This window comes from Snodgrassella sp. ESL0323, assembly GCF_013346865.1.
Classification (GTDB): domain Bacteria; phylum Pseudomonadota; class Gammaproteobacteria; order Burkholderiales; family Neisseriaceae; genus Snodgrassella; species Snodgrassella alvi.
Genome location: NZ_JAAEDT010000028.1, coordinates 152,989 through 169,274, shown reverse-complemented (window position 1 = coordinate 169,274; position 16,286 = coordinate 152,989). Strand labels below are relative to the sequence as shown.

General features: G+C 41.8%; 14 protein-coding genes and 1 tRNA gene. 8 read left to right on the top strand and 7 right to left on the bottom strand.

Translation table 11 applies throughout. From position 1 onward, the window contains the following. Window positions 1-16: 16 nt before the first annotated feature. Complete coding sequence (locus tag GY065_RS12205) at window positions 17-910, bottom strand: LysR family transcriptional regulator (RefSeq protein WP_078475196.1); 894 nt, start codon at window positions 908-910, stop codon at window positions 17-19. Window positions 911-1,256: 346 nt separating this feature from the next. On the opposite strand from GY065_RS12205, the gene mgtE reads away from it, so the two are divergent. Together mgtE and prmC are read left to right on the top strand one after the other, a co-directional pair. Further along, window positions 1,257-2,690, top strand: a complete 1,434-nt coding sequence (mgtE, locus tag GY065_RS12200; protein WP_025331738.1) for a magnesium transporter — start codon at window positions 1,257-1,259, stop codon at window positions 2,688-2,690. Between the two features lie 39 nt (window positions 2,691-2,729). Continuing rightward, window positions 2,730-3,542 carry a peptide chain release factor N(5)-glutamine methyltransferase gene (prmC, locus tag GY065_RS12195; RefSeq protein ID WP_371731968.1) on the top strand — a complete coding sequence of 271 codons (813 nt, stop codon included), beginning with the start codon at window positions 2,730-2,732 and terminating at the stop codon, window positions 3,540-3,542. 149 nt (window positions 3,543-3,691) lie between these two features. On the opposite strand, the gene GY065_RS12190 is transcribed toward prmC, so the two are convergent. From GY065_RS12190 to GY065_RS12180, 3 genes are all read right to left on the bottom strand, one after another. Further along, window positions 3,692-4,342, bottom strand: a complete 651-nt coding sequence (locus GY065_RS12190) for a site-2 protease family protein (protein ID WP_174834293.1) — start codon at window positions 4,340-4,342, stop codon at window positions 3,692-3,694. A gap of 65 nt (window positions 4,343-4,407) precedes the next feature. Beyond that, the gene (locus tag GY065_RS12185) at window positions 4,408-5,028 is read right to left on the bottom strand and encodes an L-threonylcarbamoyladenylate synthase (RefSeq protein ID WP_084551647.1); all 621 of its coding nucleotides are present in this window, start codon (window positions 5,026-5,028) and stop codon (window positions 4,408-4,410) included. 173 nt (window positions 5,029-5,201) lie between these two features. Next, complete coding sequence (locus tag GY065_RS12180; RefSeq protein ID WP_174834292.1) at window positions 5,202-5,345, bottom strand: hypothetical protein; 144 nt, start codon at window positions 5,343-5,345, stop codon at window positions 5,202-5,204. A 497-nt stretch (window positions 5,346-5,842) separates the two neighbouring features. Between GY065_RS12180 and GY065_RS12175 the strand changes: the two genes are divergently transcribed. From GY065_RS12175 to GY065_RS12155, 5 genes are all read left to right on the top strand, one after another. After that, window positions 5,843-6,979, top strand: a complete 1,137-nt coding sequence (locus GY065_RS12175; protein ID WP_174834290.1) for an RNA ligase RtcB family protein — start codon at window positions 5,843-5,845, stop codon at window positions 6,977-6,979. After that, a complete protein-coding gene (gene prfH / locus GY065_RS12170; RefSeq protein ID WP_100115739.1) occupies window positions 6,979-7,587 on the top strand; it encodes a peptide chain release factor H in 609 nt (202 codons plus the stop codon). Before GY065_RS12175 ends, prfH begins: the two co-directional genes overlap by 1 nt. Before the next feature lie 371 nt (window positions 7,588-7,958). Further along, window positions 7,959-8,396, top strand: a complete 438-nt coding sequence (locus GY065_RS12165; protein WP_174834289.1) for a hypothetical protein — start codon at window positions 7,959-7,961, stop codon at window positions 8,394-8,396. Between the two features lie 506 nt (window positions 8,397-8,902). Continuing rightward, window positions 8,903-9,553 (top strand): DUF421 domain-containing protein, encoded by a 651-nt coding sequence (locus tag GY065_RS12160; RefSeq protein WP_025331730.1) that lies wholly within the window; start codon window positions 8,903-8,905, stop codon window positions 9,551-9,553. A gap of 202 nt (window positions 9,554-9,755) precedes the next feature. Beyond that, a complete protein-coding gene (locus tag GY065_RS12155; RefSeq protein ID WP_174834287.1) occupies window positions 9,756-10,256 on the top strand; it encodes a GNAT family N-acetyltransferase in 501 nt (166 codons plus the stop codon). 359 nt (window positions 10,257-10,615) lie between these two features. On the opposite strand, the gene GY065_RS12150 is transcribed toward GY065_RS12155, so the two are convergent. The 3 genes from GY065_RS12150 to mutS form a co-directional block, all read right to left on the bottom strand. After that, a complete protein-coding gene (locus tag GY065_RS12150; protein WP_174834285.1) occupies window positions 10,616-11,308 on the bottom strand; it encodes a DUF2461 domain-containing protein in 693 nt (230 codons plus the stop codon). A 689-nt stretch (window positions 11,309-11,997) separates the two neighbouring features. Continuing rightward, window positions 11,998-12,074, bottom strand: a tRNA-Met gene (locus GY065_RS12145). A gap of 70 nt (window positions 12,075-12,144) precedes the next feature. Continuing rightward, complete coding sequence (gene mutS, locus GY065_RS12140; protein WP_174834278.1) at window positions 12,145-14,757, bottom strand: DNA mismatch repair protein MutS; 2,613 nt, start codon at window positions 14,755-14,757, stop codon at window positions 12,145-12,147. 194 nt (window positions 14,758-14,951) lie between these two features. Here mutS and GY065_RS12135 point away from each other — a divergent pair, with 194 nt between their 5' ends. Then, the gene (locus GY065_RS12135) at window positions 14,952-16,280 is read left to right on the top strand and encodes a murein transglycosylase A (RefSeq protein WP_174834277.1); all 1,329 of its coding nucleotides are present in this window, start codon (window positions 14,952-14,954) and stop codon (window positions 16,278-16,280) included. Window positions 16,281-16,286 lie beyond the last annotated feature (6 nt).

The window sequence follows — 16,286 nt, the reverse complement described above, 5'->3', positions numbered from 1 at the left end:
GCTTATATGGTTTCCCTTATTCAACTAGTCGTAAAGCATCAATCATCATAGCAAAGGCACGGGGGTGCTGTTTGCGGCTGGGATAATAAAGGTAATAGCCCGGAAAAGCAGGGCACCATTCTTTCAGTACTTGTACCAGCTGACCGGATGCCACCAGTGCTGTGACCATATCCTCGGGCACGTAGCCAATACCAAAACCAGATAACACGGCGTCTATGCGCTCAGGCAACTGATTGAAAGTGAGTTGTCCGTTTACTTTAATGCGCAGTGGTTTGCCGTCTTTTTCAAACTCCCACTGGTAAAGTGCGTTGGCACTGGGTAAGCGTACATTGATACACTGATGATGCTGTAAATCATATGGGGTGGCTGGTATAGCATGAGTCTTGAAATAATCTGCTGATGCCACAACGGCCAGACGTATTTCAGAACTCAGTTTAATAGCTACCATGTCTTGTTCGAGGCTCTCTCCAAGGCGTACTCCGGCATCAAAACCATCCTGCACGATATCTACAAAATGGTTATCGATAAATAACTCAACATTAATTTTCGGATGTTCTTTCAGAAATGGTTTCAGTTTTGGCCAAAGTACCGTATTTGCCGCATGTTCACTAACAGACAGCCGAATATTGCCGCTGGCCGTACCATTTTGTTCAACCAGATTCTGTAATGTAAATTCAAGCTCATTTAATCGTGGTTCCAGATAAGCAATAATCTGTTCACCTATATCAGTAGGCGCCACACTGCGTGTTGTCCGGGTCAGTAAACGTGTTTGCAGTTTTTGCTCCAGAACTTTAATCGCGTGGCTGAGCGCAGACTGTGTCATTCCCAGTTTACGGGCTGCTCTGGTAAAACTTCGCTCTTTGGCTATTGTCAGTAAATACTGAAATTCATTGAAATTTTCTCTGAGCATGTTGCTATTCCCCCTGCTGAATTTAAGCATGATTTGCAGCAGTAATGTAATTTATACATTAAAACAATGTGGTGTTATCAGCAACCTTCTTCTGTGACAGAGAATATATAAACCTTGCCGTGAAATACACTGATTATGCAGCTTAGCAATATAGTTTGTGGTGATAAACGCAAAGAAGGAGAGGCGCGAACAGGTAAAATCCGTGTACAATATTATTAAAGACAGCCTGCTCAAGCAGGCTTTAATTTATCATAACAGGCAAAATGCTGTTTTATCAGGATATACTGCTGGCATTGCAGCGGTAACATTCCGGTTTGGATGATGCAACACACAGGATAACAATACAATGGATAGCCACAGCAATCTCAGCGAACTGGAACGCCTGCATCTGGATACCGATCACATATGTGAGCTGGTTGCTATTCTTTTGCCGGTTGCCGAGCATATCCATTCGCATACTCAGTCATACCTGCAAACACCGGAGCAGGAACAGGCACTGACTGAACTGATTGCTGCTCTGCACGAGCTGCATCCTGCCGATATGGCTACCCTGCTGGAGTCACTGCCGCTACAGGAACGTATGCTGGTGTGGAAGCTGGCTACACCTACTGAAGATGGTGAGGTATTACTGGAGGTTTCTGATCCGGTACGTGAAACTCTGATTGAAAGCATGGCGCAGCAGGAACTGCTGGCCGCTGTGGATAATCTGGATGCAGACGAACTGGCCGAGCTGGCTCCGGATTTGCCCAAAGAAGTTGTTTATGAAGCCATCAGCAGCCGTGATGAAGAAGAGCGGGCACAAATTACTGCGGCAATGTCATTTGAAGACAATCAGGTTGGCGCACTGATGGATTTTGAGCTGGTGAGTATTCGGGCAGATGTAACCTGTGAGGTGGTCTTGCGTTATTTACGCCGCTTTGAACGTTTGCCCGACCATACCGATAAAATCTTTGTAGTCGATAATTACGATGTTCTGCAAGGCGTTTTACCTATACGCAGTCTGCTGGTTGCCGATCCGGATTTACTGGTCTCGACAGTTATGGCCGATGATGTGGTTACCTTCCGTCCTGAAGACGATGCTGAAGAAGCAGCAGCGGCATTTGAGCGCTATGATCTGGTCACTGCACCAGTAGTAGACAGTAACCGCAAACTGATCGGACGTATTACCGTTGATGAAATGGTGGATGTGATTCGTGAAGAATCAGAAACCGATATGCTGAATATGGCCGGTTTACGTGAAGAGGAAGACCTGTTTGCGCCGGTAGTGGATTCAGTAAAAAACCGCTGGATATGGCTGGCTGTCAATTTGTGTACGGCTTTTGTTGCCAGCCGTGTAATTGGTATGTTTGAAAACTCAATTGAAAAAATTGTTGCGCTGGCAACACTGATGCCGATTGTGGCCGGTATTGGCGGTAATTCCGGTAATCAGACCATTACCATGATTGTGCGCGCCATGACCTCCGGACAAATCAGTAACAGTCAGGCATGGCGGTTACTGCGCAAAGAAGAGGGTGTTGCTCTTGTAAATGGTATTATCTGGGGTTCTGTGATGGGGCTAGTTTCCTATTTCCTGTATCACAGCGTAGGTATTGGTCTGGTTATGGTGGCTGCAATGACACTGAATCTGTTACTGGCTGCCACGGTCGGCGTACTGATACCGGTAATTATGCAAAAATCCGGCCGCGATCCGGCACTTGGCAGCAGTGTGCTGATTACTGCTGTTACAGATTCCGGCGGCTTTTTTATTTTTCTTGGTCTGGCCACCCTGTTTTTGTTATAAACCTGTCTTAAAGAATAGATAATGAATACAGATACGCCAATCACTCTTGATAGCTGGTTACACAACTGCGGTTTGCCGCGACTGGAAGCACGAATGCTGCTTCAGCAGGTACTGGATATCAGTCATGGCTATATTATCGCCCATGGTCAGCAGCTAATCAGCAGCAGTGATCAGACCAGACTGAATCAACTGGCACAACGGCGGCTGGCTGGTGAGCCATTGGCCTATCTGCTCGGATGGCGTGAATTTTACAGCAGGCGTTTTCAAGTTACAGAAGCGGTACTGATTCCGCGTCCGGAAACGGAACATCTCGTAGAAGCGGTTTTAGCACATTTACCTGAGCACGGAGTTGTGTGGGATTTAGGTACAGGCAGCGGAGCCATTGCGATTACCGTAGCCTGTGAACGTCCTGATGCACAGGTATGGGCAGCTGATATCAGTGCAGAAGCACTGGCAGTTGCGCGTACCAATGCTGCTGCCCTGCAGTCAGACGTATCTTTCGGACAAGGTTCATGGTATCAGGCTCAGCCGCAGCCGGCAGGTAACAGTGTGGACGTAATTGTATCCAATCCTCCTTATATTGCCGTACATGATCAACACTTGCAGCGGGGGGATTTGCGCTTTGAACCGCAGCATGCGCTCACCGATAATCACAACGGTCTGACTGCATTTCAAACCATTATTACCGGCGCTGCACATTTTCTGCGTCCTGATGGCTGGTTATTACTGGAACATGGCTTTGATCAGGGAGAAGCAGTCCGCACAATGTTAGCGCAGAATAATTTCAGTCAGATTCACACACAGCCTGATCTGGCTGGTCTGGAAAGAGTAACACTGGGACAGAGAAAATAATTTTCAGGTAAATCAATGAGCCAATCATTTATTCACCAGAATTAATTTTAAATTGATGTAATCAGTATAATTCGGCAAGAATATAAAAATATTCTTGCCGAATTAAATATTTCAATTGAATTTTCTAATAATGAAAACTACATCTGATCTCAGAAGAGATTAATTATTAAAAACATCAGTGACGTAACCATTTCAAGAAATGGTCGCAAAATAAACGAGAATATGCCGCTTACAATCAGAAGCAGAATAATCCATGTTCCATATGGTTCCAGCTTACGATACTCCATCGAAGCTTTTGGTGACAGAAAACTGTCAATAAAGCGTGCACCCGGTTGCGGAGGAATCGGCAGAAGACTGAAAAAACAGAACATGGCATTAACACGGACACCTATGATTCCCATCATCGCCAGTGGTTCCTGAAAATATTCCGGCACCCACCGACTGATAATCACAACAATGGTCCAGCACAGACACATGAGCAGGTTAGCCAGGGGGCTGGCAATGGCTACCAGACGCTCTCCCTGACGTCTGTTTTTAAAATTTCGCGGGTCAATTGGTACTGGTTTGGCCCAGCCAACCATAAGAAAGCCTGACAAAAGAATCATGGTTGCCAGCGGGATAATAATTGTTCCGACAATATCAATGTATTTAGCCGGATTCAAACTCAGCCGACCCATCGTTTCAGCTGTACGGTCACCGCAAAAGCGTGCCATATAACCACAAACTGCTGCCGGGAGGGTAATCCCAAGTAGAATCGGCAAGATTGCCAGAAGTAAGTAAGCCAGATCAAATTTCAGCAAAGTAAAATCCTTAAAATACAAATAGAAGATTCTAAATCAAAACAGTTATGATACCAGTGAAAATTTTACAAACCAAATAGTGCAGTATCCCCTTTACCCTGCCGTATCAGCGTAATATCCTCGGTCATATCAATGACGGTTGTAGGCTCAGTACCGCACCAGCCACCGTCTATCACCAGATCCACTTCATGTTCGAGCTGATCCCGGATATCATAAGGGTCAGTTAACGGTTCATCATCATGAGGCAGCATCAGTGTACATGACAGCATGGGTTCATTCAGATTCTGCAATAAAGCCAGAGCTATACGATTGTCTGGAACACGTAAACCGATGGTTTTGCGTTTAGGGTGAAGAGTACGTGCTGGTACTTCTTTGGTGGCCTGCAAAATAAATGTATAACTTCCGGGCGTTGCTGCTTTGAGCAGCCGGAACTGGCTATTATCTACACGCGCATAAACACCCAGCTGGCTGAGATCATGACACATCAGGGTTAGATGATGTTTCTGATCAATGCCGCGTATACGTAAAATTCGCTCCATTGCCTGTTTATTGCCCGGCAGGCAGCCCAGTGCATAACAGGAATCCGTCGGATAAACAATCACTCCGCCACCACGAACAATATCTGCTGCCTGATTAATCAGTCGTTCCTGAGGATCAGTAGGATGGATAGCAAAAAACTGTGCCATAAAAATTCCTCATTTTGTATTTATCAATCTAACCAGTTATTGTAAACATAAGCCTGCCACACCAACAGTGAATAATATGTCCGACTAACTATTTATTTAGAAGTATTACCAGCAGTAAACATCCAGCACATATTCAGACAGATATCAGCACAAATAGAAAATTACTGAAAAATTCAGCATTCAGCCTGAAATTCGCTACCAGTGTCGGTAAACTGTCTTATCAGAGCACATAATTTCTGTACGGCATCAATATATTGCGGCGTTACCGTTCCATTCCTGCCTGAGTTACTGCGACCATAAATATCGTTAATCCCCATCACTATGTTTCTACTGCGGTTCCGCTGACGGGCAGCAGTTCTGGAAGTTTTAACCCGGCGCAGATTTTTAAATTAATGCAGGAAATGTGGTTACCGATTAATATCAGAGTATGAATTATTATTAATGATTAATTTTTATTATTTTCAATTGAAAATAATTGTGTACAAAAGTACCGGATTAGTGTATTAGTGGTGAAATAACTACAGAACACTAATTATAATCAGCTCATTGACATAAAAATCGCTGATTATTTTTGACTACCTGTAAAACCTGATTTACAGTACGCCACTCTGTCAAATTATCAACATTGCAACGGAAAGGAATAATTATGTTTGTACTACCTATCCCTTGCAGGTCAATCCAGGGCTGATTACATCCTGATCCTTGGCTACGGCCTGCCAATTTATTACTCAGCATGCAAATCCTGTTCATTTATGATGAACATGGCTGACTATTGCTTGCTTATTACCAAATAAAATAATTGGAATGGATCAGAATGGGCAATTCTATTCAGCAGCTGGCGGACAATATTACCCTGATAACATCACCAGAACTCTGGTTAGAGGGCGAAGCCATCCGGCAGCTAGAGACAACTGCAAAACTTCCCGATATTAAATACGTTGCCGGTATGCCGGATTTACATCCCGGCCGTGGTTATCCGGTAGGTGCAGCTTTTTTTACTACCCAATATCTTTATCCGGCACTGATTGGCGGGGATATTGGCTGCGGAATGGCATTATGGCAAACCACAGTCAAAATCCGGGCAATGAATCAGGCAAAGCTGATTAAGCGTCTGGATAATATTGACCAGCCGCTATCAAGCACAGAATGTACAGATTTATGGCCGGAAATTCTGCCATTAAATAATCATACCTATGCTTCAGGAACCATTGGCAGCGGTAACCATTTTGCAGAACTGCAAATGCTGGAAACAGTTTATGCACCGGAAATCGCCCGGGAGACCGGACTGGATAAACATTACCTGCAACTGATGGTACATAGCGGTTCACGCGGGTTGGGCGGCATGATTCTGGATAAACATACCCGCCAGTACGGGCATCAAGGATTAATCGCCGATAGTCCTGCCGGTAAAGAATATCTGATGCAACACAATCTGGCTCTGGATTATGCACAGCAGAACCGCGAGCTGATTGGCAGACGTATTCTGGCTAACCTGCGTGAGCAGGGGCAAAAACTGCTGGATATCAGCCATAACTTTATAGAACCGGTAACAATCAATAAGGAGTATGGCTGGTTGCACCGGAAAGGTGCTGCGCCTGCCAACAGGGGATTAGTGATTATTCCCGGTTCACGTGGTGATTTCAGCTATCTGGTACAGCCACTGGAGACCGTTTCCTCACTATATTCACTGGCACACGGTGCAGGGCGTAAATGGCAGCGCTCTGCCTGTAAGGGCAGGCTGGCAGAACGCTATACAGCAGAACAGCTAACCCGTACAGCACATGGCAGCAGAGTAATCTGTGGTGATCGTGAACTGCTATATGAAGAAGCCCCTCAGGCATATAAATCAATTGAAAGTGTAATCGCAGCCATGGTTCAGGCTCAGCTAATCAGACCGGTAGCACGCCTTAAACCAGTGATTACTTATAAAGTTCAGACGGAGAAGAAATAATGCAACTTTTGCAATTATCTGCTGCTTACGGACCGGCTGAATGTTGTCTTGCCGTTGTCAAAGCATTAGCACGTTTACAATATGAAGCTAAACAGAAACAGGTTGAAGTACAAGTTCTGGAACAGGAACCGGCTAAACACGGGCTGCATTCAGTACTGGTGAGTTTAGAGGGCACTCAGGCCAAAGCACTGGCTGATATGTGGCAGGGTACTATTCAATGGGTTTGTACCAGCCCTTATCGCCCGCAGCACAAACGAAAAAACTGGTTTATCGGAGCGAGTTGTTTTAATCCGGTTGTTCAGCAGTACTCTGATGAAATTGTATTTGAAACCATGCGTTCATCCGGAGCAGGCGGACAGCACGTTAATAAAACAGAATCAGCTGTCAGAGCAACACATACAGCCAGTGGTATTAGTGTTAAAGTGCAATCAGAGCGTAGCCAGCATGCTAATAAAAAACTAGCTGTGCTGTTGCTTCAGCATAAGCTGTTACAGCAGGAACAGCGATTGCAGGCAAGAAATAAGGCAGCTCATCATAAACACCACCATCAGATAGCCCGCGGTAATCCGGTACGAATATTTACCGGCATGGATTTCAAAGCTTTGTAGTAGTAAGCAGGCAACCAGATATCTTCATAGTTGCCTGTTTTATTTTCAACATTAATCTACCGAGTATCCGTTTAGAATAAATTTACCAAAAAAGTGAATATTGAAATATGTCATATAAATAAATCTGGTTTTTGATAAAATAAATTAATTTACATAATTAATTAAATGTCATAATAAAAAAATATATATTAGAGCCTTATGTTGCTTTCGATCCTGATACGGCAACATATTTATTTACCAAGAATATTAAATTAGAAGAAAATCAATCACCGGCGCCTCAAATATCCCGGGAGATATTTAAAATATATTTTCCTAAAAAAATTTTTTTTAGCGGCGTAATTATTTATATCATCTATATTGCATGTTTTTATTTGCAAAAATTTTTTTTAGAGGAAAATACAATACCTAGAACAGCTATAGAATCTATTCAGATACTCGCGGTTATATTTTTACTGATATCTATAGCACAAATTGTCGGAATAATTCGTGAAATCAGAAGATTAAAAAAATTATACCAAGAAATTAACTGGCCTGCTGAATATCATTATGTGTTTTTTGAAGAAGGAATCTTAATCAAATCAGTTGACATGGAAGGTATTTTTTATTGGGATGATTTTATGAGCATTATTTTAACGTCGAATACATTAGCGTTTAATTTATGCCCGGCCGGAACCCAAAAAGGCAATATATTTATCAAACACTATCCGCGTTTACATAATTTCTATCTTTTTACTGATATAGATGAGCAAATAAAAACATTAATTACTTCAATAAGTCAGAGATATAAAAAATTAGTTGTATTTATATAGCATTTGTTTCATTAACTGATAATGAAAACTTTTCCGTAAATTCTTAGCTGCTTTAATGCCATGATAGCTATTGGTAATCTTATCAGTGCCGTTATATAACATGATGCGGGTAACTAAGTCTGGTTTTCTCCGCATCAGAATTCAAATTTTTAAAACCTTCGTCTGAAAATATCTGGCAAGAACGATAAAAATATAACTAAAATAATCCAGCCAAAAACAATATTGCCTTATCAAGACCAAATTTCAACCAAAAACATTCTTAATTAATTACATAATTTTAAACAAATTAAAAATTGAAATTTACCTTAAAATTACAATATAAATCATTGATAATAAATATATATTTTATTATTGTGTTTCTAATATTATAAATATTAATTACTTTAGGATATTGAGCGATATTCAGAATAATATCTTTTATTGATTTCATGATACATTTATTAAAATCAATAATTTATATTTATTTATCTGAAGCTGCGGTTATTATTGTTTAAAAGGAACCGTTAATGAATCCCATCTATCTCAATATCATTTTCAAAATGCTGGTCGCATTTTGTATTCTGTTAGTGTACATCAACTTATCCGGTAAAGGGTCTCTGGCGCCCATTTCTGCTATTGATCAGGTAGGTAACGTGGTTTTAGGGGCAATTATTGGCGGTCCGCTATATAACCCGTCCATAAGTATCACCCTACTTATGAGTGCTTCCATTTTTTGGGCAGGATTACTGTTACTGGTACGTTACACCACATTTAAGCGCAATATTGCTAAAGATTTTGTTGACGGTACCTCTATACGCTTAATGGAAAATGGAATCGTGCTTTCACAGAATTTTCGTAAAGCAAAACTGTCTATCCGTGATTTTATTATGTTACTGCATCAGCGTGGCTACAACAGTCTGGAAGCGCTCAGTGATGTCTGGTTTGAATATAATGGTCAGATGACCGTAGTAAAAAAAGGTGATCCCTCCATGGCCGTTGTTGTAGTAGAAAATGGAGTAGTGAATTACCCAAGTTTAAAATCTCTGGGGCATGACGAAAAATGGCTGGAAAATGAACTGAACCGGTTAGGAGAAAAACTGGATGATGTTTTTCTGGCAGAAGTGCATGATAATAAGCTTTGGGTTTATCCAGATGTGCAAAAAAGTAGCGGAAACTAGTTTGATTAAACTTAGTTTGTAAATTTTATGCCATTTATCATGTGGCATCGTATTAAGATAAAAAGTTTTTCTGATTTTTAGCTGGCTGTTACCGGCAGCAATACCCGGTATTTTGCAGTGATAATGAATTTCTCAGCAAATATGCGATAACATATCAATGTTGGTGATAATGAAGTGCAAAGTCTTGCTGGAGCAAATCATAATGAAAATAGAAAACAAGTTGGGTAATGCTGCATCTGAAATCGAAGTAAAACCATACTCTCCACTCTATGCCAATGAAATATGCGATTTGTTTCATTCGACTATTCATGCTATTGATACCGATATTTATAGCAAAGCAGAGCAAGAAGCATGGTGCCCAACACCACCAGATTATCAGATGTGGTTAAAACGTTTAGATAACACTCAGCCTTGGATGGCTATCTTTGGCTCACGCCTTGCGGGGTTTATTGAACTTAAAGATGATGGTTACATAGACTGTTTTTACGTGCATCCTGATTTTCAAAAGCGTGGCATAGCCAGAAAACTCTATGACCATGTGCTTGACTTAGCCTACCAGAAAAAGCTTTCACAATTAAGTGTAGATGCTTCAAAAGTAGCCATGCCAATTTTCAAAAAATGGGGTTTTAAAATAAAGCGGGCTAACAAAATATCCCGAAAAAATCAGATACTGATAAATTACCATATGTATAAACAACTTTGATTTTTATTCAGACCTTTGTTAAGTAGAAAACTTTATAAAGATAACAGAAAAGGAAATACACATCTGGTTTACCTTTGATGAGGAAATAAATCTCGATTTTGCTTTGACCAGATACGTCCAATTTTTGAATCATCAGGAATTGGAGCGTGGTAGAAATTATGCTTTGACAAGTATAAACATCAATATTGGGTAACCCGAATGTTAGTGCGTGATGTTATGAGCAGATATCTACAAGGTATTCCTGCCGAAAATATAGAATTCATAACTAATGATTATAAGAAGCCCTATAGCTATATTGTTTCAGAAATTAAAAGCTATAACGGGAAATAATAAAAATCATTTTATATTGATGAGAATATTTATAACTTGGAAATATTCTTAATGAATTCTACATCCATTAAAAAATCATAAAGTGGTAATAACTGTTTAAAGCCTTGGGTCAGTTTATTTGGTAAATCCCTGTCAAGTATATCTTCGATATGATGATTGGTTGCCATTACAGCAATACTTTTCCGGTTGTACCATGTTGCAATCTTTTTATCCTGCTCTTTAACTAAAGGACGTTTATAACTATCACCAACAAGCTCAAACGGTTTCTTCACACACCTCATCACTTTTAAAAACACTTCTGGTTTATTCAGTATTTCTTCACGGAAAATATCCATGGTTTGTTTGGGTGCACAATAATAACCAAGCCCATATCGATAAGTATCTGGACTAATTTCAAAAAAATAGGTAGGTGCCTCTTTCCAGTCGCGGCTTGGACGTTTGAATGTCAGCCATAAACGGCTGCGATAAAGAGATTTATCTTTTGAGAAACGGGTATCACGATGAATACGTGATATCGTTTTACCAATAGCCGGGCGAGTTTCAAATTCTTTGTCGATTTTCAACATTTCAGGGGTTAACTGTTCAACCAGTGCCCGAAATGGCTGTATCAATTCATGATCATAAACTGAACGATGCTCATCAAACCACGGCTTACTATTATTAATCCGGATATCTTGTAAAAAATTGAGTCCAGCCTGCGTAAATCCGTTGAATTTATACATTAATCACCCTTTAAATATTCCAGAAAACGCACGGAATTTTCGGATTACTTACTTCATTTTTATCTTACCTAAGTAATTAGAGTTAATCCAGTATTCAGGCAGAGTAAATAAACTGGTTGAAAATTAATTTTTAATGTAATTTCTGATTACCGAGCACATCAGAATATAACACTGCTGATTACATTCCAGTGTTTTCGTGTCGAGTCTCATATAATTAATCGTAAGTTTTGCGGATATCTGATATTAATCATGGAAGCTTTGAACCGGTAACCAATATTACTAAAACTTTGAAAGCTTTAATAAATATCTATACCGTGCAGTGATGCATGTGAAAATAATATTGTTAATTTTACAGGTTTACATGTGATTGATATGCTTAATTAAAATATTTTTCAATATCTGAAAATATTCTCAGTACAGAAAGATTTTGCATATTTTTCTGCCTTTATATATTCAAAGCCATTAAACCTGCGTTTTTGATATTGTCGCTTTACATTTATTAGTCAGATATTAAATCTGGTTGTATCAATCAGCTTGTTATGAAATGGATAATTAAGATAAATCGCAACGACTAATAAAAAAAATAAGTAAAATCGGCAATCGAAAACCAGAAATATCTATTTTTGAAAAGATGTTCAGAGAATGAATAAAACAAAATGTCCTGTTTAAAACAGGACATTTTAGAAATCTGGATGCGGGGGCAGGATTCGAACCTACGACCTTCGGGTTATGAGCCCGACGAGCTACCGTGCTGCTCCACCCCGCGTCTGGTAAGGGAGCTATTATACGGATAATCAGCCTTATGTCAACTAAAAAACCGATTTTCTATGCATTTTTTATGATGACTGATGATTTTGCCAGCAGTTCACCAGATCATAAATAGCAGCCAGTGCTGCTTTAGGTGTCAGTTCATCAGGCTTTAGTGCATTTAGCTGAGCGCATAAATCAGCAGGAATTGCCGATATAGCAACATGATTAATATCAGTATCCATCATGGTTTCTTCTTCGCTGTCTGCTGCCTGAGCCTGAAACATATCCAGTTGCGGCTGCTCGGAAGCTGCATGCTGTTCAAGTGTTTGTAAATGGCGGTAGGCGGCATTTAGTGCCCGCGCCGGCAGTCCGGCCAGTTTCGCTACTGCTATCCCATAACTTTTACTTGCTGGTCCGGATTCAATATGATGCAGAAAAACAATATCCTGTCCTTGTTCCAAAGCCGCAAGATGCATATTGAATGCGTGTGCATGCTGCTCAGGTAAGCGGGTTAACTCAAAATAATGGGTAGCAAAAAGAGTGTAACTGCGATTTCTTTGCAGTAAATGTTCTGCAATGGCCTGCGCCAGAGCCAGACCATCAAAGGTAGATGTGCCACGGCCAACTTCATCCATTAATACCAGCGATTGTTCCGTTGCATGATGCAGAATATAAGCCGTTTCCGACATTTCTACCATAAAAGTAGAGCGGTTACCTGCCAGATCATCCGAAGCACCAATACGGGTAAATATCTGGTCAAATTCTCCCAGTGTACAGTTGTCTGCAGGTACCGGAGCACCAATATGCGCCAGTAACACAATTAAGGCTACTTGTCGCATATAAGTAGATTTACCCCCCATATTCGGGCCGGTTAAGAGCATCAGGCGCCGTTTTTCATCAAGACGCGTATCATTAGCTGTAAACTGTTTAACTTGTGCAGCCACTACCGGATGACGGCCATTTTTAATCTGTAAACATGGATAGTTTACCAATTCCGGAAAACAATAATGTTCGGTGCATGCATATCTGGCCAGTGTATTTAATACATCCAGACTGGCTGCCGCACGGGCACAGCGCTGTAATACCGGCAGTTCACTTTGTAATTGCAGTAACAGCTTGTCATATATCTGTTTTTCCCGTTCCAGTGCATTTTGCTGTGCACTTAATACTTTTTCTTCGAAATCTTTTAATTCAGGCGTGATATAACGTTCTGCATTTTTCAGAGTCTGACGTCGCTGATAGTCTGCCGGAGCCTGTTCAGACTGCACCTTACTCAATTCAATATAAAAACCATGCACACGGTTGAATTCAACTTTCAAACTGGATAAACCTGTGCGTTCCCGCTCCCGGTTTTCCAATTGCAACAAAAACTCATCTGCATGATTCTGTAAACGGCGTAATTCATCCAGTTCCTCATCAAAGCCATCATTAATCACTCCACCGTCGCGCAACCATATCGATGGTTCAGGCATAATCGCCATATTTAACTGTTCGGCAATAGGTGCGGCAGGAGGAAACTGTTCCAGTAGAGTTTGTATCAGGCTGCTACTCTGGCCGGATTCTTCTAAACGAAATTCTGCCAGAATAGTCAAACTATCCCGTAAAGCAGATAAATCACGAGGGCGGGCACTGCCAATAGCAATTCGTGCGGCAATACGTTCAATATCTGCTACCTGATTTAGCATGGATGTTACTTGTGCCTGCTGAGAGGCCAGCTCTGCAACGGCCTGTTGCCGGGCTATAATTTGCTGACGCTGACGCAATGGTTGATGTAACCATTGTGCCAGCAGACGACTGCCCATATGAGTTGCACACTGGTCTAAAACAGAAAATAGTGTCGGAGCTTTTAAACCGCTTAAAGTCTGAGTTAGTTCCAGATTGCGGCGGGTTGCCGCATCCATACCAATATAAGCAGACTCCTGTTCCAGTGACAGGCTGTCTAAATGTTTAGGTAACTGCATTTGAGTTTGCTGCACATAGTTCAGCAAAGCACCCGCTGCACCGATTGCTGCATCATGTACTCCTGGTTGTAAACCGAAAGCACGTAAGTCCTGACTGCCAAAATAACGCTCAATCATACGGGCACCAGTATCAGCAGCAAATTGCCATGCGTGTAACCGGGTTAGTTGCCGGTCATAGCCACTAAGATTCAATTTTTCCTGAGTCTGATCAGAAAGCAGTATTTCTGCAGCCTGCAAACGTGCCAGCTCATTAGGCAATGCTTCAGGAGTAATGATTTTGCATCTGAATTCTCCGCTTTGCAGCGAAAGCCACGCTATGCCAAGCTGTTTTTTCAATAAAGAAACGGCCGCAATACGGTTGGTCTCTTTATCTTCAAGTAATGCCGTATCAGTCACCGTACCCGGTGTAACTATACGCACAACCTGCCGTTCTACCGGTCCCTTATTTGCCCCTACTTCACCCGTTTGTTCACAAATAGCTACACTTTTACCCAGTTTTACTAGCTTTGCCAGATATTGTTCGGCTGCATGATAAGGTACACCGGCCATTCTGACCGGTTCCCCGTTAATCTGTCCGCGAGTAGTCAGCGTTATATCCAGCAGACGGGCTGCTTCAACGGCATCTTCCAGAAACAGTTCATAGAAATCCCCCATCCGGTAAAACAGTAATTTGTCCTGATGTTCAGCCTTAATAGACAGGTATTGCGTCATCATCGGTGTGAGGGTGGGTTTACTCATAATGTGGAGAATATTTGAATTGATTAAAAAAAAGCTATTGTAACAGAGTGTTTACATTCAGTTGATACAACGCCAGATATCACTGCCTAAAATCAGTTATTCAGTAGTTCATTGTTTAAAAGCGTGACTGACTGTCATAATGGTGTAAAAATATAGTTTATATTTTCTGTATCGATCTCAATTCCTATTAAAAAATGTCAAAAATCTTGCCATCAAAGAAATTCAGCCTAATTCGCTGCTGGATACTGTGCTTCTGTGTTTTATTTCTGAGTGCCTGTCCTCATGTCCGTAAACCTACAGATAAAATTCCTCCGAGCGAAACCGGTTCAGTAACACCGGGTAAACCGTTACCCCAGAATTATGTCTTTACCCCAGGGAAAGGCGGCGTCAGCTACCGAGCTGTTTCTTATCAGGAATTGCCGCAATGGCCGATTCAGTCATTTGTTGATAGTCTGGATGCATTCAAAACCAGTTGTAGCAAACTACAAATGCAGCCAGCCTGGCAGCCAATATGTCAGCAGGCAGCACGCACATCCAGACACAACCAGCATGCCAGAGTATTTTTTGAAACTTATTTCACGCCATGGGAAGTCAGCCAGAACGGACAGCTGGCCGGTACTGTAACCGGCTACTATGAACCAATGCTGCCGGGCGATACCAGACAGACTGCACAGGCGCGCTTTCCTATTTATGGTATTCCCAGCGATTTTATCGTCGTTCCTCTTAATGCCGGACAGCGTCAGGGTGTTGTACGTATCCGACTTACCGGAGCAAATAGCGGCGTCATTACACCTAACGGAGATTACACCGCTAATCTGGCCTCCTTTCCCCTGAATGAGAAAACACGGGCACTAAAAGGCCGCATCAGTGGTAACCAATTGATTCCATATTACACCCGTGCCCAGATTAATGCAGGCGCACTTAATGGCAAAGCCCCTGTTCTGGGTTATGCTAATGATCCGGTAGAATTATTTTTTCTGCATGTACAGGGGTCAGGGCAGTTAAGAACACCTGACGGTCGGATGCTGCGCCTCAGTTTTGCCGATAAAAATGACTACCCTTATGTATCAATTGGAAAATATATGGCTAACAAAGGTTATCTGCCACTTGCACAAACTTCAATGCAGGGTATTAAAGCCTGGTTACAGCAACATCCGCAGCAATTGGCTGAAGTCTTAGGACAAAATCCAAGCTATGTCTTTTTTCGCGCATCTGCAGAGCCGGCCAGCGGACCAACCGGTGCATTGGGTGTACCGCTTACCAAAGGATATTCTGCTGCTGTCGACAGCCACTTTATGAATCTGGGTGCCCCGTTATTTGTTGCCACTACCCATCCCGCTAATGGTTTTGGTTTAAACCGGTTAATGATGGCTCAGGATACCGGCAGTGCCATTAACGGTGCAGTAAGAGTAGATTATTTCTGGGGTTATGGCGATGAAGCCGGTGCTTTGGCGGGTAAAATGAAATACCCCGGATACGTCTGGCAACTATTACCTAACGGAATGTTGCCCCAGGTTAAATAAAAATCT